This window comes from Streptomyces sp. NPDC110618 (assembly GCF_055657065.1).
In genome coordinates this window covers 1-20,396 of the sequence record NZ_JBVKBN010000021.1, presented here as the reverse complement: position 1 = coordinate 20,396, position 20,396 = coordinate 1, and the positions used below count along the sequence as shown (strand labels likewise).

The window sequence follows — 20,396 nt, the reverse complement described above, 5'->3', positions numbered from 1 at the left end:
CGGTCGTGGGAGGCCACGACCGGCATGTGTGTGCCGGCATTCCCCGTCGGGCGTCAGGGCGCGGGCAGGGCCGGGCGATCCACCGTGCCGTGCGGGCCGAGCGGGAACCCGGCCAGCTCGACGACGGCCGCCGGCACCTGGTGGCGCGGCAGCCCGGCGAGACAGAACCGGCGCAGCGCGGCCGTGTCGACCGGCGCTCCGCCGCGGCCGACCACGTACGCGATCAGGTGCCGCTCACCCCCGGGCGCCTCCCGGTCCACCACCAACGCCTGCCCCACGTCCGGGTGCGCGTACAGCCGGGCCTCGGTCCGGGCCGGGTCGGCCGGCAGACCCCGGACGGCGCCCCGGTCGCCGCGGCGGCCGAGGAACTCGATCGTGCCGTCGGCGCGCACCCGGACCAGGTCCCCGGTACGGACCATCCGCTCCCTCGGCACGAAGGGGTCGGCGACGAAGTGCAGCGCGGTCAGGTCCGGCCGGCCGGCGTATCCACGGGCCAGGCCGCGGCCGGCGACCATCAGCTCGCCCGGCACGCCGACCGGCACCTGGGCGAGACGGTCGTCGAGCACGTAGAGCCGGATCCCGGGGGCGGGCCGACCGATGAGCCGGCCGCCGTCCGTGGGGCCCAACTCCCCCTTCACGCAGGCGAATCCGGTCGCCTCCGCCATCCCGTACACGTTGTCCACCCGCACGCCGCGGCCGAGCAGCTCCTCGACGAGTACCGGGCTGAGCGGCTCGCCGCCGGTGACGAGACGGCGCAGACCGTCGAACGCGTCCGGCCGGGTCCTCAGCAGAGCGTGGAGGCGTCCCGCGGCCTGCCACGTCGAGGTCGCCCCGGACCCCGCGACCGCCTCGCGCAGGACGAGCCGGGCCCCGTTGCCGAGCGCACCCCACATCGCGAGCACCGCAGCGGCAGAGCCCAGCGGGACGGTGAGCGCGAGTACCCGATCAGGATCGCCGAAGAGCGCGGGAGCCAGCCGTGTGACGCCCTCGTGGGTGAGCTGTACGGCCTTGGGCGCCCCCGTCGCGCCGGACGTGAACACGACGTAGGCGGCGTTGGCTTCGCGGACGGTGCCCGGTGAGGCCGTGGCAGCGGCGCCCAGCTCCTCCCAGATCAGCACGGGAGCGAGCGCCCGCGCCTCAAGTCCCTCCGCGAGGGTGCGTCGCGTCAGCACGATCGCGGGCCGGGTGGCGGTGAACACCTGCGCGACCCGGTCGGCCGGTTCGTCGGGATCGAGCGGTACGACGACCCCGCCGGCGCGCAGTACGCCCAGCGCGGCCACGACCGCGTCGCAGCCAGGCGGCAGGCACACCGCGACGCGGGCCTCCGGCCCGGCCGCGGCGGCGGCCACGTGCGCGGCGATCCGGGCGGCTTCGGCGTCCAGCTCGCCGTAGGTCAGCTGCCGGGTGCCGTCGTCCACCGCGATCGCCTCCGGGCGCAGCCGCACCTGCCGCGCCACGAGCGCGGGGAGGGTCGCTCGCTCCCCATCGCTCTGTTCGGGGCCGCGCAGCACGTCCGCCAGCCACTCCCGTTCCGTGCCGGGCAGCAGCGGCAACCGGGCCACCGGCAGGTCGGGCCGCTCGATCGCATGCTCCAGCACCCTGAGGTAGTGGCGGATCAACCGGTCCACGGTCGCCTTCTCGAAGAGGGCCACCGGGTACTCGGCCACTCCGGCCAGGCTCCCGTCGGGGCGCTCCTCAAGGTCGAGCAGCAGGTCGAACTTACTGGTGCGGGTGTACGCGGGCAGCCGTCGGACGTCGAGTCCGGGCAGCGGCCACGAGGACGTCTCGGCCGTCCGCACCGCGAAGTCCAGCTGTACGAGCGGGTTGCGCGAGGCGTCGCGTACGGGCTTCACCTCGTCGACGAGGCGGTCGAACGGCAGCTCCTGGTGGTGCAGGGCGTCCAGGACCGTCTCGCGGGTCCGGGCCAGCACGGTGGCGAAGTCGGGATCGCCCGACAGATCGGCACGCAGCACCAAGGTGTTGACGAAGAAACCGATCAGCGACTCGGTGTCCGGGTGATCGCGCCCGGCCACCGGAGTGCCGATGCCGAAGTCACGCATGCCGGTCCAGCGTTGGACGAGCACCGTGAACGCGGCCAGCAGAACCATGAAGCCGGTGGCATGGTGCGCCCGCCCGAAAGCGGCGACACGCTCGGCGAGTTCGGCCGGCACGGTGAACTCCCGGCGGTCGCCGCGGATGTCGCGCCGGATCGGCCTGTGGTGGTCGGCGGGGAGTTCCACGACGGTGGGCATGCCGGCCAGCCGCTCGCGCCAGTACGCGGCCATGGCGTCGAGGTGGCCGCTGCGCGCGTGCTGCCAGGCGGCCACGTCGCGGAAGGCGACGGGGAGTTCGGGCAGGACGTCCCGCCGCGGACCGGCGAGGCCGGCGGCTTCGGCGTATTGGTGGGCGAGTTCGGAGGCGAGCAGGGACACGGACCAGTCGTCGGCCACGATGTGATGCACGCACAGCGTGAGTACGTGGTCGTCCGGCGCGAGGCGGCCCAGCGCGACGCGCAGCAGCGGGCCGCTCGCCAGAGCGATGCCCTGCCCCGCCTGCTCGGCGACGAACCGCCCGGCATCCGTGATGTCGGTGACCGCGAGGGCCACAGGGCGGGCCGGGTCGACGACTTGGACCGGCTCTCCCTCGGCCTCGACGATCCGGCTCCGCAGCGGTTCGTGCCGTGCCACGATCGCGGTCAGCGCCGCCGCCAGCGCCGCGCGGTCCAGCGGCCCGCCGATCCGCAGGGCGATCGGGATCACGTACTCCGCGGTGCCCGGGTTCAGCCGGTCCGCGATCCACAGCCGGGTCTGGAGCGGGGACAGCGGCGCCGGACCGTCGTAAGGCCGTCGCTCGATGCGGTCGGCCGCCCCGGCCGTGGCGTGCCCGGCCCGCCGTGCGTGCTCCAGCTCGACCGCCAGCCGCGCCGCGGTCGGCGCGTCGAAGACGGTACGCGCCGGCAGCCGGACGCCGTCGAGCCGCAGGAGCCGGCCGACCACTTTCGCGGCGGCCAGTGAGTGGCCGCCCAGAGCGAAGAAGTTCTCCTCGGGACGCACCTCGGGCAGGCCGAGCACCTCGGCGAAGAGGCCGCACAGCAGCCGCTCGTCCGCCGTCGCCGGCGGGCGTCCGGCCGGCTCGGGACGCGTCGGCGCGGGCAGCGCGGCCCGGTCCAGTTTGCCGGTCGCGGTGCGCGGCAGGGCGGGGAGCCCGAGGAACCGGGCGGGCACCAGGTGTGCGGGCAGCCGCCCGGCCGCGTGCGCGCGCAGCTCCTCCTCGTCCGCGCCGCCGACCACGTACGCGACGAGCTGCGTTGCCGTGCCCTCGCCGAACGGGACGACAGCGGCCCGGGACACCCGCGGGTGGGAGGTCAGCACGGCCTCGATCTCGGCGGGCTCCACCCGGAACCCGCGGATCTTCACCTGCTGGTCGGCGCGGCCGAGGAACTCCAGGGCGCCGTCCGCCCGTTCGCGCACCAGGTCCCCGGTCCGGTACATCCGCCGTCCGGGCGGGCCGAACGGGTCGGCCACGAAACGCTCGGCGGTCGGCGCGAGGGCGCCGACATAGCCGTAGGCCAGCCCGTCACCGGCCATGTACAGCTCACCGGCGACGCCGGGCGGCACCGGGCACAGCTTCTCGTCGAGCACGTACGTGGCCTTGTGCGCGATGGCCCGCCCGACCGGGATCGACGCGGCCGCGACATCGCTCGCCTCGATGGTGTGACAGCAGGTGAAGATCGTGTTCTCGGCGGGGGAGTACCCGTTGACCACGCGCAGCCCGGGGAACTCCCGCAGCAGCCGGTCGACGTGGGGCAGCGAGGCGGGCTCCCCGCCGGTGAGCACCTGCCTGAGGCCGGTGAACATCGACGGGTGCTCGTCCAGCAGGAAGTTCATCAAACTGGCGGAGACGTACACCGTCGTGATGCCGTGCTCCTCGACCAGAGCGGAGATCTCCTCGGGCTCCGGGGCGCCGCCGGACTGCAGGATGCACACGCCGCCGGTGATCAGCGGGCCGAACAGCTCAAGGGCGAAGGCGTCCCACGACACCGGCGAGCACTGCAGCCACACCTCCTCCGGGCCGAACGCGGCGTAGTCCTGCCCGACGAGCGTGGCCGTCAGCGCGGAGTGCGGGGTCAGGATGCCCTTGGGCGCGCCCGTCGAGCCGGAGGTGAACATCACGCACGCCGGGTCGGCGGCGCGGGTCCGCACCCGCGGCCCGGAGCCTTCGTACGCGGCGACCTCCGCGAACGATACGGCGCGGGGGAGCGTACGGCGCTCGGTGAGCACCGTCGCGGCGTCGGCCGAGCCGATCACCTCGCTGAGCCGCCGGTCGGGGAACGCCGGATCGAGCATCGTGTAGGCGCACCCGGCCTTGAGCACGCCCAGCACGGCCACCACCAGGTCGATCCCGCGGTCCAGGCAGATCCCCACGGTCCGGCCGGGCGGCACACCGCGCGCGGCCAGACCGCCCGCCAACCGGTCGGCGCGCGCGTTCAGTTCCGCATAGCCGATCCGCTCGCCGGCGTGGACGAGCGCGGTCGCCCCGGGGCGAGCAGCCGCCTGCCGCTCGAACAGCACGTGCAGGCATCCGGCGTCCCGGCTCACCGTGCGGTGCCCGGCAGGCGCACCGGGTGCAGCCAGCCGTCCGGGTCGGGGGAGCGGCCGTGCTGGACGTCGACGAGCCGGTCCCGCAGGGCCGTCGTCGTCGGGCCGGCCTGACCGTCGCCCACCGTCCACTCGCTCTTCTCGTCCCGAAGGACCCCGATCGGGGTGACGACGGCCGCCGTGCCGCAGGCGAACATCTCGGTGACCACCCCGGACTCGCAGTCGGCACGCAACTGGTCGACCGAGATGCGTTCCTGCCGCGTCCGGTAGCCCATCCGCGCGGCGAGGGCCAGCAGCGAGTCGCGGGTGACGCCGGGCAGCAGTGTGCCGGTCAGCTCGGGAGTGACCACTTCCGCCCCGGGTCCCTCGCCGCGGACGAGGAAGAGGTTCATCCCGCCCATCTCCTCCACCCAGCGCCGCTCCTCCGAGTCCAGCCACAGCACCTGCTGGCAGCCCGCTGCGGCGGCCTCCTGCTGGGCCATGAAGGTGGGCCCGTAGTTGGCGGCGCACTTGACGTCGCCGGTGCCGCCGGGCATCGCGCGGCTGTGCGTGCGGCTCACCCACACCGACAGCGGGGCGGACTGCTCGCCGAAGAAGCCGCCGGCGAGGAAGGCCAGGACCAGGAAGTGGAACTCCCGCGACGGACGCAGCATCAGGTTGGGCTCCGACCCGTACATCACCGGCCGGATGTACAGGCTCAGTGTGTCGTCGCCGGCGGGCAGCCAGGACGCGTCCGCCGCGACCAGCCGCTCGATCGCGTCGATGAACATCCGCGCCGGCAGCTCCGGCATCGCCAGCCGGCGCGCCGAGCGCTGGAACCGGCGGGCGTTCTCCCACGGCCGGAACACGGCGATCGAGCCGTCCTGCTGCCGGTGCGCCTTCAGGCCCTCGAAGATGACCTGCGCGTAGTGCACCCCGAGCGTGCCGGGGTGCGTGGGGATCGGCGCGAGCGGCACCAGTTCGGCCGGCCGCCAGCCGTCCGGCCCGGTCCAGACGGAGCTGATCATGTGGTCGGTGAACATGTCACCATGGCCGACTCTGGTCAGAGCCGCCGGAGTTGTCTGCGACACGGTGATCTCCTCGGGTGGGTGGCTCACGGCAGGGGCCCGGTGAGCGCCGGAGCGCGGTAGGCCGGGCAGGACTGTTCGACGGCGGCGGCCAGGGGGAGCAGGCCGGCCAGGTTCGCGGGCCCGAAGACGGACACGCCGAGCGGCAGTCCGCCGTCCTCGGCCGCCGGGACCGACACGATCGGGTATCCGGCCAGCGCGGCGAGGACGGAGCTGGTCGCGGGGCGCGGATCGGGGCGGCCGGGCTCCAGCCGCCAGGCGGGCGGGTTCGTCGGGGCGAGCACGGCATCCACACCGCGCAGCGCGCGGTCGAGCAGTTGCCGGGCCCGGGTCCGGGCCTGCCGGCCCGCCTCGGCGCGCAGGGAGCGGTCCTCGGCCGACAGGGCGGCCGACGTCTCGAAGACGCTCTGGTCGAACAGGCGCAGCTCCTCGGGGTCGGCGCGGTTCGCGGCGATCAGCCCGGTCAGGCTGTCCGGCGCGCCGGGGCGGGTCCGTAGATAGCCCGCCACCGCCTCGGGGAACTCGGCCTGCAGGGCGACCACTTCGGCGAGCAGGAGGCCGGAGTGCTCCAGGAAGTCCACCTCGACCAGCTCGGCGCCCGCCGCCCGCAGCGCGAACGCTGCCGCATCCAGCGCGGGACGGGGCAGACCCGGGGTGTGCCAGAGCCCGAACCGCCGCCCGGCGAGCCGTGCCGGGGCCGCCGACAGATCGTTCCGGCCGGTCAGCTCGGCCAGGCAGAGCGCGGCGTGCGACAACGTGGTGGCGAGGACCCCCACGGAGTCCTGGGCGGGGGATATCGGCACGACGCCGCCCGAGGGCAGCAGGCCCGGCTCGGGCTTCACGCCGACCACGCCGTTCGCCCCGGCCGGGCAGACGATCGATCCGTCGGTCTCCGTGCCGAGCGCCAGCGGCGCCATCCCGGCCGCCACGGCAACGGCCGATCCCGCGGACGACCCCCACGGGCTGCGGTCCGGCGCGTGCGCGTTGCGGGTCTGCCCGCCGACGGCAGACCATCCCTCCGGCGCGTCCTGGGAACGGAAGTTGCCCCACTCGCTCAGGTTGGTCTTGCCCAGGACGACCGCGCCGGCGGCCCGCAGCCTCCCGACGACCGGCGCGTCCCGGGCGGGCGGGGTGCCGGTGAGGAGCCGGGAACCGGCCGTGCAGTCCAGCCCGGCCACATCGATGTTGTCCTTGACCAGCACCGGCACCCCGGTCAGCGGCGTGCGGTCGCGCCGCCGCTCGGCCCGTACGGCCTGCTCCAGGGCGGTCGGATCCACGGTCAGCACGGCGTTGAGCAGCGGGTCGTACCGCTCGATCCGGTTCAGGCACCGCCGCGTCAGCTCCAGCCCGCGGTGTGCCTGTCCGGTCATCGCCCGGTCGGTGACGCTCATGGGCGGCGCACGCCTTCCGCGCCGGCCGGGGCCGGGGCTGCGGGGGATCGGACGTCGTGCGGCAGCCAGACGTCCTCGGGCCCGAGGTCTCCCGGCGCGTACCGGCCCAACGCGCTGATCAGCAGCCGCATCTCCAGCGCCAGGCACTGCGCGAAGTGCCCCAGCCCGTCCGTGCGGTCCTCGTCCGCGGCGAGCAGCGCCGCCCGCCCGAGTCCGACCGCCCGGCAGCCCAGCGCCAGCGCCTTGACGCACCGGGCGCCCTCCCACATCCGGCCGGACGCGAGCAGCGCGCCCCCGCCCCGGCCGATCCGCAGCAGGCACTCGCCGAGCGGCAGCCCGACGTGGTCCAGGAACGCGTTGGGTGCCCAGCCGGTGCCGCCCTCCGCCCCGTCCACCGTGACCGCGTCGGCACCGGCCTGCCAGGCCAGCGCCGCCGCGGCGGCGACGTCCCGGGCCGGGGGCAGCTTCACCCACACCCGGGCGCGCGGGAAGTTGTTGCGCATCAGCCGGATCTGCTGGCGCAGGATCTCCTCGGTGTACGTGCCGGGGCTGCTGCTGCGCAGCAACGCGCCCGTGCCGTGCACCGGTTCGAGCGGGTAGTGCTCGCGCAGCCGGGCCGCGGTACCGGGGTCCACCAGGGTCATCCCGCCCAGACCCGGCTTCGCGCCCTGGCCGACCTTGAGCTCGAACGCCAGCCGCCCCGACTCCAGCAGGGGCAGCGCCGAGGGATCGCTGTAGACCAGGTTCCACACCTCGGCGTCGGCGTCCTCGGTGCTCTGCTGTACGGCGACGCCGCCGAGTCCGTCCGGCAGCGCCTCGCCGTACGCCCGCAGCCGCCGCAGCATGGACCGTTCGGGCGCGTCGTCGGTGCGGCCGTAGCCGCCGTGCGCCACCACGTTCTCGCCGATCACCATGGGCAGACCGAGCCGTCCGGCCTGCCGGCTCACCGCCTCGCCGACCTCCGCGCTCGCCGCCCTGGTCGACCCGAACGCGGACAGGTACACCGGGAGCGGCGAGCGCAGGCCGCCGATGTCGGTGGTCAGTTCCACGTCGCTGTACAGCGGTTCCCGGCCCAGGTCGACGAGCTTCTCCAGGCGCTGCGGCATGAACACCGGCGGCACCAGGCGGGCCAGGTCCAGCAGGTCCGCCGCGGCCCGCTGGGGTGCCGCGGCGCCGAACAGGGCCGCACCGTAGTCGGCGCCCTGCGGAAAGGCGGCCGCGGAGCCTTCGCGCGCCCGGTGCCGTACCTCGGCCTCCGGGAATCCGTCCGCCCGCAGCGCGCTCACGCCGAGACCACCCCGGGCAGCTTGGGGAACAGGCTGGCCTGCCAGACGGCGTCGAGTCCGGCGACGTAGCGGGTCAGCCGCTGCACCCCGATCCCGAAGCCGGAGCTGGCCGGGATGCCGCCCCGGACCAGCTCCAGGTACCAGCCGTACTTCGCCGGGTTCTCGCCGGTCTCGCGCATACGGGCGACCATCCGGCGGTAGTCGTACTCCCGTTCGCTGCCGCTGCACAGCTCCCCGTACCCCTCCGGCGCGAGCAGGTCGAAGTTGCGCAGTGAACCCGGCTCGGTGGTGCTCTCCCGGTCGTAGAAGCCGCGGGAGCCCTTCGGATAGTCGGTGACGAAGAAGGGACGCTTCTCACTCTCGGACAGCAGGCGCTCGCCCGCCCAGTCGATCTCGGTCTGCGCGTCCTGCGCGTGGCCGAGTTCGTGCAGCCGCCGGACCGCCTCGCGGTGCGTGATCCGGTCGAAGGGGCTGTCCAGCCAGACGGCGAGCGCGTCACGGTCGCGGCCCAGGTCGTCGAGGTGGCCCGCCGCCTTGTCCAGTACCTGGCGCACGGCGTGTGTCACGACGCCCTGCGCGACCTCCGTCGCCTCCTCGCGGCTCGCGCCCGCGATCTCCACGTCGAGCTGGTGGAACTCGGCGAGATGCCGGTCGGTGTTCGCGGTCTCCAGCGGTTCGAGCCGTACGTTCGGCGCGATGCAGAAGATCTTGCCGAAGGACAGCAGCGATGCCTGCTTGTAGAGGATCGCGCTGGTCATCAGCTTGTAGCGGTGGCCGTAGTAGTCGATGTCGACCTGCTTGGACCCGCGCGCACCGGGGTCGGTGACCGGCCCGATGACCGGCGCGAGGAGTTCGGTGAAGCCCTCACCGGTCAGGTACTCCCGGGCCGCCTGCAGGATCGCCTGCTGAACGGCGACGGCGCTGCGCGTCCGCAGTGCGGACAGATGCGTCCGCAGGTCCGGCGGTGCCGCGGCCGGGGTCGCGTCCGAGGCGAACGGAAAGCTGGTCACGGGTCACTCCCAAGGGTCAACGGGGTACGGGGTCGAGCCGGCGCCGGTGGAACTCCAGGTCGGCCAGCAGCGCTTCGAAACCGGCCGGGCCGCGCCGGCGGGTCGCGGCCGGCAGCGGTACGCGGCCGGTGTCGCACCACTCCAGCCGGCCGTCCGGTCCGAGCAGGCACCTGGCCTCGTTCCGGTTGTCCGGGTGCAGGCAGTACGGCACGTCGAGCAGCCCCCGCTCGAACGCGATCGGCAGGGCCTGCGCGACGCTCGGCGCGAGCCCGAGAACGGTGTCCACGAGGATCCTGGCCTGCTGGTACACCTCCGTGTCGCGGTCGGCGGGCGGGCCCGTCGGGGACGGTTCGGCCTCAGCGGTGCGGTGCGCGAGCCGCAGTGCCTCGACGTTCTCCGCGATCGTCGGGATCCGGTGGGCCTCCGCGACGGTCTTGACGATCAGCCGCTCTGTCCCGGTGCGCACCGCGAGCCTGGCGCTCTGCCGCAGCAACTCGTTCGCGCCGTCACGGCTCCGCGGATACAGGCCCATGAACGTGTACAGCACGACATGCCAGTCGACGCCCGGCAGGTACTCCGCGCACAGCAGGCGCAGCGCGCCCAGCGCCTCCGCGTCCTGCTCGGGGCAGGTCTGCTGGGCGTAGCTCGCGGACATGCTGGTGATGCCGTGCTCGGCGAAGAACAGGCACTCCAGCACCGAGATCGCGGCGAGCAGCGAGGGCGGGCACAACTGGCCGAGCATGCACCCGCCGAAGGTCTCCAGATGGCAGCGCACGCCCCGGTCGGTCTGCCGGGCCAGCAGCCCGACCGCGCGCGACCAGGCCCGCACCGACTCCCGCAGCGGCACCCGGCTGTACGGCAGGCAGTACGACACCGGCCCGCCCTCGGTGGCCTCCACGCCCGCCGCGAGCATTGTGCGGAAGATCCGCTCGGGGCGCGGCGAGCCGTGCCGGACCTGGATGGGGAAGCCGGGGCCGCCGATCCCGTCGAGCATCCGGGCGGTGCGTTCCGCGCCCATGGCCACCAGGGCGTAGCCGTTGAGCTCCACGTTCGCCTCGCGGGCCAGCGCGGCGCGATCGTGCTCGCCCTGCCGGGTGAAGCTGTCCAGCGTCACCGTCCCCACTGCGGGCACACCGGCCGCGCGTACGGCCAGCAGCCCGCGGCGCATCACATCCGGATCGCTGAAGCCCATCCGGGGCTGCACGATCAGCGTGTTCGTGCGCCGCCGGGCGGCCACGAACGCGCTGAACGGAGCGTGCTCACCGGTCATCGGGCCCGCTTCAACGAGGTAGCCACGAACGCGCGGAACCCGGCCAGCGCCTGCTCGGCGGACTCGCCGACGGGGAAGACCCCGTCGTAGCCGAGCCGGCGCAGCTCGGCCGTGGGGTCGGTGTCACCCCGGCCCCGCAAGCCGAGCTTGCCGCCGATCACGACGGGCAGCGCGGCCAGGTCCGGCTCGGCGCGCAGGGCCGTGATCAGCGCGGCGCCGTCGATGCGGCCGAGCCCGTTGACGGTGCTGACCACGACGCAGTGCGGCCGCTCGGCCCGGCTGGTCTCGATCACCAGCGGCACGGCCGTGCAGGCACCGAGGTTGACCACCCGGTGCCCCATCTCCTCGATCAGGAGCTGGAGCGCGACCAGGTTCCACATGTGGGAGTCCGACGGCACGGTGCACAGCAGGAAGGTCAGCTGCCCGTCACGGGTCCGCTCGCCGCGAGGGGCCCGGGCGACCTTCACGGTCGGCCCACTCACCGCCGCTTCGCCAGCAGCACGCCGAACTGCAAGCCCGTCGAGTCGGCGCGCGGGTCCGGGGTGGACGCCGCCTCGACCGTCAGACCCAGCCGGTCGAACATGGCGTCCCACCACTCGCGGGTCTCCAGCCGCTGCTGGGTGATCGAGTGGATCAGGAAATAGGGGTTGTAGAAGTTCAGCGCCAGGCCGTGGCTGCCCATCACTGGGGAAAGCGGCTTGTGGTCCATCTCGACGATCAGCCAGCGGGCCTTCGGGTGCCGCTCGAACACGGTGGCCAGCAGGTTCTCGACGGCCTGCGGGCTCTCCTGCTGCATGACTTCCTGGAGCACGAAGGCGGTCATGAAGCAGATCCCGTCGCCGCCGTCGGCCAGGTCCAGCCCGGCCGCGTCGAGGGCGCCGCCCTTGACGAGCTCCATGCGCTCCTCCAGGCCGAGCTGGGCGCGGCGGCGCTCGCCGAGGACGATCGACTCCTCGTGCGGCTCGACACCGACGCCGTTCAGCTTCGGCCGGGTCGTCAGCACGTCCATCAGGAAGCTGCCGTCGCCACAGCCCAAGTCGATGATCTTGTGCAGGCTGTCCCCGGCCGAGTCGAGCAGCGTCTGCACCAGCGGCAGCGCGTCGTACGTGCCGATGCCGCAACTGCCCTCGCCGACCTTCGTGGTGTTGCGCGAGGCGTAGCGCGAGCCGTCCTTCAGGACGTCGCCGAGCTGGTCCATGGACGGCGCGTAGCCGCCGACCAGCATCTCGTACCAGGGCGCGAACGTGCGGACCTCGCGGCCCTTCGCGCTGAGTGACCAGCCGCCGTCCTCCAGCGTCGTGTAGCCCTCGTTGCGCAGGTAGCGCAACAGCGCGCCGGTGCGGTACGCGTCCAGGCCCAGGCGCTCGGCCAGCGTGTCGGCGTCGGCGCCAGGCTCGTCCTCCAGAGCGCCGAACAGGCCCTCGTGCAGGGCGTGGTGCAGCGCCTGGGCCAGGAAGAACTGGCGGACCGGCTGGGTGTGTTCGATCAGGCGGCGCTCGAAGTCGTCCGTGAGCATGAGGTGTCAGCCTTTCTCTGTGGTCGTCACGCGGCCGAGGGCGTCGGCCAGGCGCGTCTGGTCGTCCCGGGAGCCGACGCTGATCCGCAGCCAGCCGGGCAGGCCGAGCACGGCGCAGTCCTTGACCCGGACCAGGTCCTGGCCGAGCCGCGGGACGATGCGGTCACGGGCCGCCTCGGTGGGCCTGGCCAGCACGAAGTTCGTCTCGCACTCGATGACTTCGGCGAACAGTCCGCTCTCGCGCAGCAGCGCGCACAGGGCGGGGCGGGCCTGGAGTACGTGGGTGGTGAGCCGGGTCATGAACTCGGGCTCTTCGAGCAGACCGACGACGGCGTTGAGGCTGACGGCGTCGATCGGCATGAAGCGGCGCAGCGGCTCCAGCCGGCCGATCGTCGCCGCCTCGCCGATCAGGCAGCCGATCCGGATGCCGGCCAGGCCCGCGGCCTTGGAGAAGCTGCGGTAGACGAGCCTGCCGGGGCGCCCCGGGCGGGTCAGCACACTGGGCCGGGAGGAGAAGTCGAGATAGGTCTCGTCGATCAGGAGGTGCTCGCAGGTGAGTGCGTCGATCCACTCGTCCGGCAGCAGGAGGCCGATGGGGTTGCCGGGCTGCGCCAGGTAGACGATGTCGCCCTCGCCGAGCTCTGCGGGAGGCCGCGGCGGCTGCCACCGCGCGTCGAGCTCGATTCCGTGGAACGGCTTGCCGTTCGCCTCGGCGCGGTCGGGGTATCCGTCGAAGCCCGGCCGCAGTCCCCAGGCGCGCCGGGCCAGCGACAGCGTCAGATCGACCGCCTCGTCCACGCCGGCGGTGAGCAGCACTTGCTCGGGTGCGACCCCGACGTGGGCCGCGGTGAGCGCGGTCACCTCCTCCATGAGCCCGCGCGGGTACCGGTGCAGCCGCCCGGCGGCCTCGACGACGCGCTTGACGGCCATCGGGGGTGGGCCGATGGGGCTCTCGTTCCAGTCGAGCAGTGCTTCACGGTCGCCCGACTCGTGGGCTGCCACCACGTTCGCCTCCTGTGCTCGCCGGCGCGCCGAGGACGAGGTCGCCCAGGGCGCGCGTGATGACCGGGATGTTGGGCGGATCGATGACGAAGAAGTGGTCGCCGGGCAGTACGAGCACGTCGCACCGCCCGCTGGTGCGCGCCGCCCACGAGTCCAGCCCGCCCGGGGAGACGTACGGGTCGTCGGCGCCGCCGAGCACCAGCAGGTCCTGGCCGAGCGGCCCGGCCTCGATGACCTGGGACGCCTGTTCGCCCAGTTCGGCGTCGCTGCGGAACAGCTCCAGCAGTTTGTTCCGCCAGAATGCGTCGGCCAGGAGCTCCGGAGCGGTGTTCCCGGCGGATTCCAGGAAGCCGACGATGTCGGCGTCGTCCATGGGCCGGTACGTCGACCTCGGCACGTCCGGGGGGTTGCGCCCGCTGACCACCGCCCCGCGGACGAGGTGCGGGTGCGCCAGTGCCAGGACGAGTGCCATGCCCGCGCCCATGCAGTGGCCGAACACACAGGTCGGCACCGGCTCGCCGGCCGTCAGCTCCGTGGCCACCGCGTCCACGATCTCGTCGAGCGCGCTCGCCGGTGGTTCGCTGAAGCGGCGCTCCCGGCCGGGCAGCGCGACGCCGAGGAGTTCGATCTCGTCGGGCAGGCCGGTCAGTACGGGACGCAGGGCCGTCGCTCCGGCGGCGGCGTACGGGAACACGACAAGCCGGGCCCGAGGCTGGGCGGCGGTCTTGCGCAGCGGATACAGCCAGTCGGGCCGTCCGCCGCTTCGCGGGTCACGCCGGGGCATGGGCGCTCTCCTCCTCGGCGGAGTCCTCCGCGGACTCCTCGCGCAGCACGGCGACCAGGTCGTCGATCGCGGGGTAGGTGTAGAGGTCGCTGATCGTGATGTTCCAGGCGGGCAGCGTGCGGCTGAGGATCGCCTGGACCCGGATCAGCCGCAGCGAGTCGCCGCCGACGTCGAAGAACCAGTCGTCGTGCCCGAAGTCGCGGTGGCCGAGCACCTGTTCCCAGGCGTCCGCGATGGCCTCCGCGAGGCGATCCGCGTCCGAGGGCCGGTGGGCCGTGGGTGCCGGCTCCGGAGCCTTGTGCGGAGCGTCGGGGAACGGGCCGGCGATCGCGGCCAGCCGGGCGATGTCGAGCTTGCCGTTGCGCGTCACCGGGAACTCCTCGACCGCCGCCCACTGCTTGGGCTGGGCGTAGCCGGGAAGCCGCTCAGCAGCGAAGGACCGCAGGTCTGGTGGCAACGCCCCGCCCTCGTGCGGGATCACGCCCGCGAGCAGCAGTTTGTCGCCGTTGTTCTCGGCCACGACGGCGACCGCCGCGTCGCGCACCGCTGGGTGCGCTCGCAGCACGCCCGCCACGTGGTCGGGTTCGACGCGGAACCCGCGGATCTTGACCTGCCGGTCGCGTCGCCCGACGTACCGCAGGTACCCGTCGCCGCCCCACCGGACCAGGTCACCGGTGCGGTACAGCCGCCGCCCGCCGGGCCGGCCGAAGTCGCCGAACGCCTCGGCGGTCTCGTCCCGCAGGCCCGCGTAGCCCTGCGCCAGCCCGTCGCCGTAGGTGAACAATTCCCCCACGGCACCGGGCGGGACGGCGCGCCCGGCGCTGTCGAGCACGAGGACGCCGGTGCCGTCGATCGGCCTGCCGACCGGCAGGTCGGCGCCTACCTGGGCCGGGTCGTCGACGTGATGCACCACGGTGAAGCTGGTGTTCTCCGAGTGGCCGAAACCGTTGGTGACCGTCAGACCGGGGCAGGCGCGCAGCACCTGCCGCACCTGACCCGGGGGCACGACCTCGCCGCCGGTCAGGACCTGCACGGCGCTGCGGAAGGCGTCCGGCCGGAAGTCCGCGACCAGCCGGAACAGCCCGGACGACAGATACAGTCCGGTGATCGCGCGCTCCTCCAGGAACGCCGTCAACGCACTCACGGTGATGTGCTCGTCCGCGAAGACCTCCAGCGTCCCGCCCGCCAGCAGGACGGGGAACACCTCCAGCGTGAACGCGTCGAACGCCATGGGCGCGATGCGCAGGAACCGGGCGGTGGCGCCCGGCAGGAGCCAGCTCGGCCGGCGGGACAGCCGCACGACCGCCCGGCACGGGATCACGGCCCCCTTGGGCCGCCCCGTGGTCCCCGAGGTGAAGGTCAGATACGCGGTGCGCTCCGGGGCCGCGACGGCCGGGGGCGGCACCGGCCGGCCGGTGTGCGGGCCGGCCGTGGGCAGCGTGACCCTGCCTTCCGCCGCGGCGCCCAGGCCCGCTGTCCGGTCCTCGTCGCCGAGGATCACCCGTACCCCGGCGGTGTCCAGCACCAGGGCCGCCGCCGCGGGCGGCATGTCCGCCTCGATACCGACATAGGCCGCCCCGATCCGGACGATCGCGGCGACGGCGACGATCTGGTCGACGGACCGGCGGGCGGCGACGGCCACCCGGTCGCCCTCGCGGACCCCGGTGGCGGCCAGATCCGCGGACAACCGCTCGGCGGCCGCGATGAACTGGTGGTAGGTCAGGGAGCGCTCCGGGTCGCGCACGGCCACCGCGTCCGGGTGGCGGGCGGCGGCCTCCTCGATCAGCTGCCACAGCCCGGCCGAGCAGTCGACGTCGGGTCCCTGCTCGACGTCCTCAAGACGGCGACGCTGGGCCGGGGTGATCGTGGTGAGGCCCGCCAGTGAAGCCCGTGGATCCGCGGCCATGTCCGTGAGCGCCTGTACGACACCACCCGCCAGGTCCGCCGCCTCCTGCGCGGACAGGGCCGACGCCGCGTACTCCAGTTCCAGCCTCCCGCCCCGGGCACGCAGCACGGCGTCGTGGGCGAGCCCGCCGAGCCGGGCGGTCCGCACCTCGAACCGCACCTCGCCGACGGCGAGGGCATGTGGTCCGCCGACGCTCTCGTACGCGAACTGCACCAGCGGGTGGCGCGACGGGTCACCGCCCGCCGCGAGGGCCTCGGCCAGGTCGTCGAACGCGACGCCGTCGTACCGCGCCGACCGCGCCATCTCCCGGGCCGTGCGCGTGACATACGCGTCGACGGTGTCATCGTCTGCGATCTCGCACGCGACCAGGCCCGCGCCGGCGGTCGGCCGCGTCTCGACCAGGAGCCGGTCGACCCCGGCCCGGCGGGCGACGGCCAGGGCCCAGCCGGCGAGCAGTACGGCGTCGTGCGGCACGCCGAGGCGGTGTGCGAGCCGTGTGCAGTCGGCGAGCACGGGCTGGGGGAGGGTGAAGGGCAGCCGGGCGCCGGTGAACGTCCGCGTCGGCGGCCGGGTGAGGTCGCTGGGCAGCTCCACCACGCCGGGCCAGTCGGCGAGGCGCCGCACGCGTTCGGCGAGGAGGTCCGCGGCCGGTAACGGGGCTGTGTTCGGCGGGAGTTCGGCCGCTGGCAACGGGGCCGTGTTCGGCGGGAGTTCGGCCGCCGGGTCACGGTAGGCCGCGACGAGGTCCTCCCACAGGCATGCGGTCTCCCGGACGCCGACGACGGCCTGGTGCGCCAGCACCGACACCACCGCCTCCCGCGGCCCGGCGTGGGTGAGCGCGAACACGACGGGCGGGCGCTCGTACGGCCGTAACAACTCGGGCGCGGCGGGCAGCAGCAGGCTCTCGGCCACCTCGACGAGGTCGGCGCCTTCCGGCACCGGCGGAAGGTGCTGCTCCAGGAGGGGCGGCCGCCAGCCGGGGGCCACCCGGCTCCCCGGCACTCCGCCGTCGGCGTCGCGGGTGAACAGCGTGCGCAGCGCCGGGCGTTGCCGGGCGAGCCCACTCACCGCCTCGCGCAGCCGGTCGGTGTCGAGCGGACCGGTGACGGCGGCGCTCGCCACGAGGTGGTAGGGCGAGGCCCCACCGGCGGCGTGGCCGGTGAGCATTCTCTCCTGGGCGCGGCTGACACCGCTGTCCGACGCATGCATGCGTGACATCCTTCGTCGATTCAAGTTCGGCCCACGGGCTCACCACCGGATCGGCGCTCGACCGATTAGATGCCGTGCCCGGAGACAACTGCCAGGCAACGCATCGGCAATACCGGCCGCGATCGCTGCGGGCAGATGCCGGGTCGTTACCGGCACGACCGCCGTTGCCGGGCCGGCTGTCCACGAATGTTGCCGAGGGACGCCCAGGCGGGCAGATGCGAAAATCTTATTGCGCAACTTGTGCTTCATATCTAGGCTGCGGCCATGCCGTCACAGCGCAAGACCGAGCGGATCACCGACCTCTCCCGGCTGAAGGCGTTCACGAACCCGCTGCGGATGCGGCTCTACCGGCTGCTGTACGCCACCGGCACCGCCACCGCCTCCCAGCTCGCCGAACAGGTCGGTGAGGCGCCGTCGTTGGTCAGTTACCACCTGCGCAAGCTGGCCGAGCACGGCTTCCTCACCGAGGCGAGCGGGCACGGCACCGACGGCCGCGAGCGGTGGTGGCGGGTGGCGACCGAAGAGGGCTGGGGATTTCGCGACTCCGACTTCGCGGACACGCCCGAGGGAACCGCCGCCGTCGGCGCGGTGACCCGCGGCCTCGTCGACACCCGCGTCGCCCAGTACCGCGCGTACCTGGACCAGACCGCCGCCTGGGGCACGGCCTGGACCGACGCCGCGTTCAGCTCCGAATGGATGCTGGAACTCAACCCCGGGGAACTCGCCGAGCTGGGCGAGGAACTCGACGCGCTGGCCCGACGGTGGCGAGAGCGCGGCAAGGCCGCCAAGGCGGCCGGCGACACCACGGACCGCGAGCACGTGTCAGTGCACCTGTACGGCTTCCCGTTCCGGCCCTGACCGGACCCGTACCCCCATCGATTGGAGCCAGCCGTGGCCCCCACGGAGACGCCCCCGCGCGCGCACGCCACCGAGGCCCGCCCGGCCTATCGCGACGGCAACGTGCTGCGGTGGCTCACCGCGTACACCGCCTCGCTCGTCGGCGACAGCGTCTATTTCGTCGCCCTCGCCTGGTCCGCCGAGAAGGTCGCCGGGCCCACCGAAATCGGCCTGGTCATGGCGACGGGAGCACTGCCGCGCGCGCTGCTCATGCTCGGCGGCGGCGTGGCGGCCGACCGCTTCGGCCCACGGCGGGTGGTCCTCGGCAGCGACGCGGTGCGCTGTCTGCTCATCCTCACCGTGGCCGCGGCCATCGCGCTGAGCGGGCCCGCCCTGTGGATCCTCATAGCGACGGCACTGATCTTCAGCACGGTGGACGCCCTGTTCATGCCCGCCGTAGGCGCCCTGCCGCCCCGGATCACCCGTGCGGACCAACTGGCCCGGGTGACCGGCATGCGCTCGCTGACGATCCGGCTCAGCCAGATCGCCGGCCCGCCGATCGGCGGCCTGGCCATGGGACTCGGCGGCGCGGCGGCCGCCTTCGCCGTCGCGGGCCTGCTGTTCGCCCTGTCGTTACCCCTGCTCCTGACCGTACGACTGCGGCCCCTCGAACCGCGCGACGAGGAAGAGCCGCCGGCGCCGGCCGGCAGCGCATGGCACGACATCACCGACGGCCTGCGCTACATACGCCGTCAACGCCTCGTCTTCCCGCTGGTACTCGTCGGCGCGATCAGCGAGTTCGCACTGACCGGGACCCTCAACGTCGGCATGGTGCTGCTCAACGACGAACGCGGCTGGGGACCTTCCGGCTACGGCTTCATCATCAGCGCCTTCGGAGCCGGAGCGGCGGCGAGCGCCGCGCTGCTCGCCGTCGTCGGCTGGCTGCCCCGGGGCGGCCTGACGATGTCCGCCGCGCTGCTGGTGAGCTGCGCCGGCGCGGCCTCCCTCGGACTGGTGCCCGACCTGTGGCTCGCCGTGGTGGTGGCCGCGGTGACCGGGCTGAGCGCGGGCGCCTTCGGCAGCCTGAACAACACCCTCGTGCAGACCGAGGCGAACCCCGCCTACCTGGGCCGCGTCACCTCGGTCGTCATGATCACCGCGGTCGGCCTCGCGCCCCTGACCTACCCGCTGGTCGGCGCCGCGATCGGAGCCTGGGGCGCCGCCCCGGTGTTCGTGGCCTCCGGCGCGCTCGCCGGCGTGGGCGTGCCCATCGCCCTGTCCTGCGACGCGATACGGCACGCCGAACTGCCGCGCAAGCCGAAGGCGCCGGCGTAGGTCTGTCCGGGCCATGGGTGGTGTCACTTCATTGGTGCTGGTTCGATATGAACTGCCGGATGATGCACAGGCGTTCATGACGCCCGGGGCCGCACGCTCACGTTCGCACCGACCGGCGGGAGGCGGGAGGCCGACGACCGCCCCCAGCCCGCCCCACCGTGCACCGGACCAAAAAACGCCCGCCAAACGGGCCTCCGAGCACGCACGAGATGCGGGCGACTCGATAGCCTTCCGGCACACGCGCCGGCCCGACCCAATCCGACTTGACCCACCAGGAGACCGCTCGGCCATGGACCACACGCCTGACCTTCAGGTGGATGAGCTCGCGATGGCCGTCGCAGCGATCGACGAGCTGCTTCACGTACTCGACCTGGATCGCGGCGCCATCGACATCGACAAGCTCTCCCACGAGACCGGCATCCTCACCGAGAAGGTGAACGCGCTGCTCGACGGAACGGACGTGGACCCTGGAGACGTGCAGCAGAACTTTCAACAGCGCCTGAACTTCCTGCGCGAAACGCGTCTCAAACCCGACGGCAAGCAGTACACCCTCGACGAGATCGGCGCGGGCGCGGGAATCTCCCACGGCTCGGTGGGCTATCTGCTGAAAGGACAGCGCAGCCCAGGACTCGCCGCCCTCGCGAGCCTGGAGAGCTTCTTCGGCGTACAGCCCGGCTTCTTCACCGCGACCGAACGCCAGGCGCTCCTACGGGCGTTGGGCCCGATCCGCGACCAGCTGACCCACCTCGCACTGCTCAGAGGCAAGTCCGTCCCCCGCCTCGCGATGGGGAACGGCGCGTCCCCCCTGTCCAAAGAACTAAGGGATGCCCTCGAAGACACCCAGACGCAACCGAACGACGAGGACCCCGAAGTCCGAATCCTGACCGACACGGTTAAGTCCCTCCCCGACCGGAGCAGAAAGCGAATTCTCCCCGTGGTCTGGGGAGTTCTGGACCTGGTACGCGAGGAAGACGACGAACCGGACCGGGCGCCCGACACCCCGGAGGGGACGTGCCCGCTTCCGTGCAGACGAACGCCACCGCATCCCGTCGGCCGTTCACCCTCGACCGGCCAAGGCTGAACAGGCAACCTGAGCTGACCCCGGATTCGTGGAGTCCCTGAAGCCAGGCTTATGATCCTGGCCCGAAGGAGAACCACGAGCAGTGCCAGCACCACGTAAGTACC

Annotated in this window: 14 protein-coding genes; 3 read left to right on the top strand and 11 right to left on the bottom strand. The window is 73.4% G+C overall.

The window, feature by feature from the left end; translation table 11 throughout:
- Nucleotides 1–53 precede the first annotated feature (53 nt).
- The 11 genes from ACZ7L7_RS29515 to ACZ7L7_RS29465 are packed head-to-tail and all read right to left on the bottom strand — an operon-like array spanning nt 54 to nt 17,039.
- Nucleotides 54–4,598: an amino acid adenylation domain-containing protein gene (locus tag ACZ7L7_RS29515; RefSeq protein ID WP_472077637.1), complete on the bottom strand. Its 4,545-nt coding sequence runs from the start codon at nt 4,596–4,598 to the stop codon at nt 54–56.
- The gene (locus ACZ7L7_RS29510; protein WP_472077636.1) at nt 4,595–5,668 is read right to left on the bottom strand and encodes a branched-chain amino acid aminotransferase; all 1,074 of its coding nucleotides are present in this window, start codon (nt 5,666–5,668) and stop codon (nt 4,595–4,597) included. The genes ACZ7L7_RS29515 and ACZ7L7_RS29510 overlap by 4 nt, the downstream gene beginning before the upstream one ends.
- 23 nt (nt 5,669–5,691) lie before the next feature.
- Nucleotides 5,692–7,056, bottom strand: coding sequence for an amidase family protein (locus tag ACZ7L7_RS29505; protein ID WP_472077635.1), 1,365 nt, complete (start codon nt 7,054–7,056; stop codon nt 5,692–5,694).
- Nucleotides 7,053–8,342 (bottom strand): glutamate synthase-related protein, encoded by a 1,290-nt coding sequence (locus ACZ7L7_RS29500; protein ID WP_285514624.1) that lies wholly within the window; start codon nt 8,340–8,342, stop codon nt 7,053–7,055. The genes ACZ7L7_RS29505 and ACZ7L7_RS29500 overlap by 4 nt, the downstream gene beginning before the upstream one ends.
- Nucleotides 8,339–9,352, bottom strand: a complete 1,014-nt coding sequence (locus ACZ7L7_RS29495; RefSeq protein WP_285514625.1) for an asparagine synthetase A — start codon at nt 9,350–9,352, stop codon at nt 8,339–8,341. Before ACZ7L7_RS29495 ends, ACZ7L7_RS29500 begins: the two co-directional genes overlap by 4 nt.
- A 16-nt stretch (nt 9,353–9,368) precedes the next feature.
- Entirely contained in the window at nt 9,369–10,622 is a 1,254-nt protein-coding gene (locus tag ACZ7L7_RS29490; RefSeq protein ID WP_472077634.1) for a methylaspartate mutase, read from the bottom strand.
- Entirely contained in the window at nt 10,619–11,104 is a 486-nt protein-coding gene (locus tag ACZ7L7_RS29485) for a cobalamin B12-binding domain-containing protein (RefSeq protein ID WP_285514627.1), read from the bottom strand. The genes ACZ7L7_RS29490 and ACZ7L7_RS29485 overlap by 4 nt, the downstream gene beginning before the upstream one ends.
- Complete coding sequence (locus ACZ7L7_RS29480; RefSeq protein WP_285514628.1) at nt 11,101–12,138, bottom strand: 2-ketoarginine methyltransferase; 1,038 nt, start codon at nt 12,136–12,138, stop codon at nt 11,101–11,103. The genes ACZ7L7_RS29485 and ACZ7L7_RS29480 overlap by 4 nt, the downstream gene beginning before the upstream one ends.
- 6 nt (nt 12,139–12,144) lie before the next feature.
- The gene (locus ACZ7L7_RS29475; protein ID WP_453606956.1) at nt 12,145–13,143 is read right to left on the bottom strand and encodes a pyridoxal phosphate-dependent aminotransferase; all 999 of its coding nucleotides are present in this window, start codon (nt 13,141–13,143) and stop codon (nt 12,145–12,147) included.
- The gene (locus tag ACZ7L7_RS29470) at nt 13,112–13,924 is read right to left on the bottom strand and encodes a thioesterase II family protein (RefSeq protein WP_453606959.1); all 813 of its coding nucleotides are present in this window, start codon (nt 13,922–13,924) and stop codon (nt 13,112–13,114) included. Before ACZ7L7_RS29470 ends, ACZ7L7_RS29475 begins: the two co-directional genes overlap by 32 nt.
- Nucleotides 13,911–17,039 carry an amino acid adenylation domain-containing protein gene (locus ACZ7L7_RS29465; RefSeq protein ID WP_472077633.1) on the bottom strand — a complete coding sequence of 1,043 codons (3,129 nt, stop codon included), beginning with the start codon at nt 17,037–17,039 and terminating at the stop codon, nt 13,911–13,913. The genes ACZ7L7_RS29470 and ACZ7L7_RS29465 overlap by 14 nt, the downstream gene beginning before the upstream one ends.
- A gap of 264 nt (nt 17,040–17,303) precedes the next feature.
- Here ACZ7L7_RS29465 and ACZ7L7_RS29460 point away from each other — a divergent pair, with 264 nt between their 5' ends.
- From ACZ7L7_RS29460 to ACZ7L7_RS29450, 3 genes are all read left to right on the top strand, one after another.
- Nucleotides 17,304–17,897 carry an ArsR/SmtB family transcription factor gene (locus tag ACZ7L7_RS29460; RefSeq protein WP_285514632.1) on the top strand — a complete coding sequence of 198 codons (594 nt, stop codon included), beginning with the start codon at nt 17,304–17,306 and terminating at the stop codon, nt 17,895–17,897.
- A gap of 33 nt (nt 17,898–17,930) precedes the next feature.
- Nucleotides 17,931–19,211 (top strand): MFS transporter, encoded by a 1,281-nt coding sequence (locus tag ACZ7L7_RS29455; RefSeq protein ID WP_285514633.1) that lies wholly within the window; start codon nt 17,931–17,933, stop codon nt 19,209–19,211.
- Nucleotides 19,212–19,500: 289 nt separating this feature from the next.
- Nucleotides 19,501–20,292, top strand: coding sequence for a helix-turn-helix domain-containing protein (locus ACZ7L7_RS29450; RefSeq protein WP_285514634.1), 792 nt, complete (start codon nt 19,501–19,503; stop codon nt 20,290–20,292).
- The last annotated feature ends 104 nt before the right edge of the window (nt 20,293–20,396 follow it).

What these genes read in the sequence shown, in the direction of transcription:
- ACZ7L7_RS29505 (WP_472077635.1), bottom strand. Translation starts at nt 7,056, where the DNA reads ATGAGCGTCACCGACCGGGCGATGACCGGACAGGCACACCGCGGGCTG.
- ACZ7L7_RS29490 (WP_472077634.1), bottom strand. Translation starts at nt 10,622, where the DNA reads ATGACCGGTGAGCACGCTCCGTTCAGCGCGTTCGTGGCCGCCCGGCGG.
- ACZ7L7_RS29480 (WP_285514628.1), bottom strand. Translation starts at nt 12,138, where the DNA reads ATGCTCACGGACGACTTCGAGCGCCGCCTGATCGAACACACCCAGCCG.
- ACZ7L7_RS29470 (WP_453606959.1), bottom strand. Translation starts at nt 13,924, where the DNA reads ATGCCCCGGCGTGACCCGCGAAGCGGCGGACGGCCCGACTGGCTGTAT.
- ACZ7L7_RS29465 (WP_472077633.1), bottom strand. Translation starts at nt 17,039, where the DNA reads ATGCATGCGTCGGACAGCGGTGTCAGCCGCGCCCAGGAGAGAATGCTC.
- ACZ7L7_RS29460 (WP_285514632.1), top strand. Translation starts at nt 17,304, where the DNA reads ATGCCGTCACAGCGCAAGACCGAGCGGATCACCGACCTCTCCCGGCTG.
- ACZ7L7_RS29450 (WP_285514634.1), top strand. Translation starts at nt 19,501, where the DNA reads ATGGACCACACGCCTGACCTTCAGGTGGATGAGCTCGCGATGGCCGTC.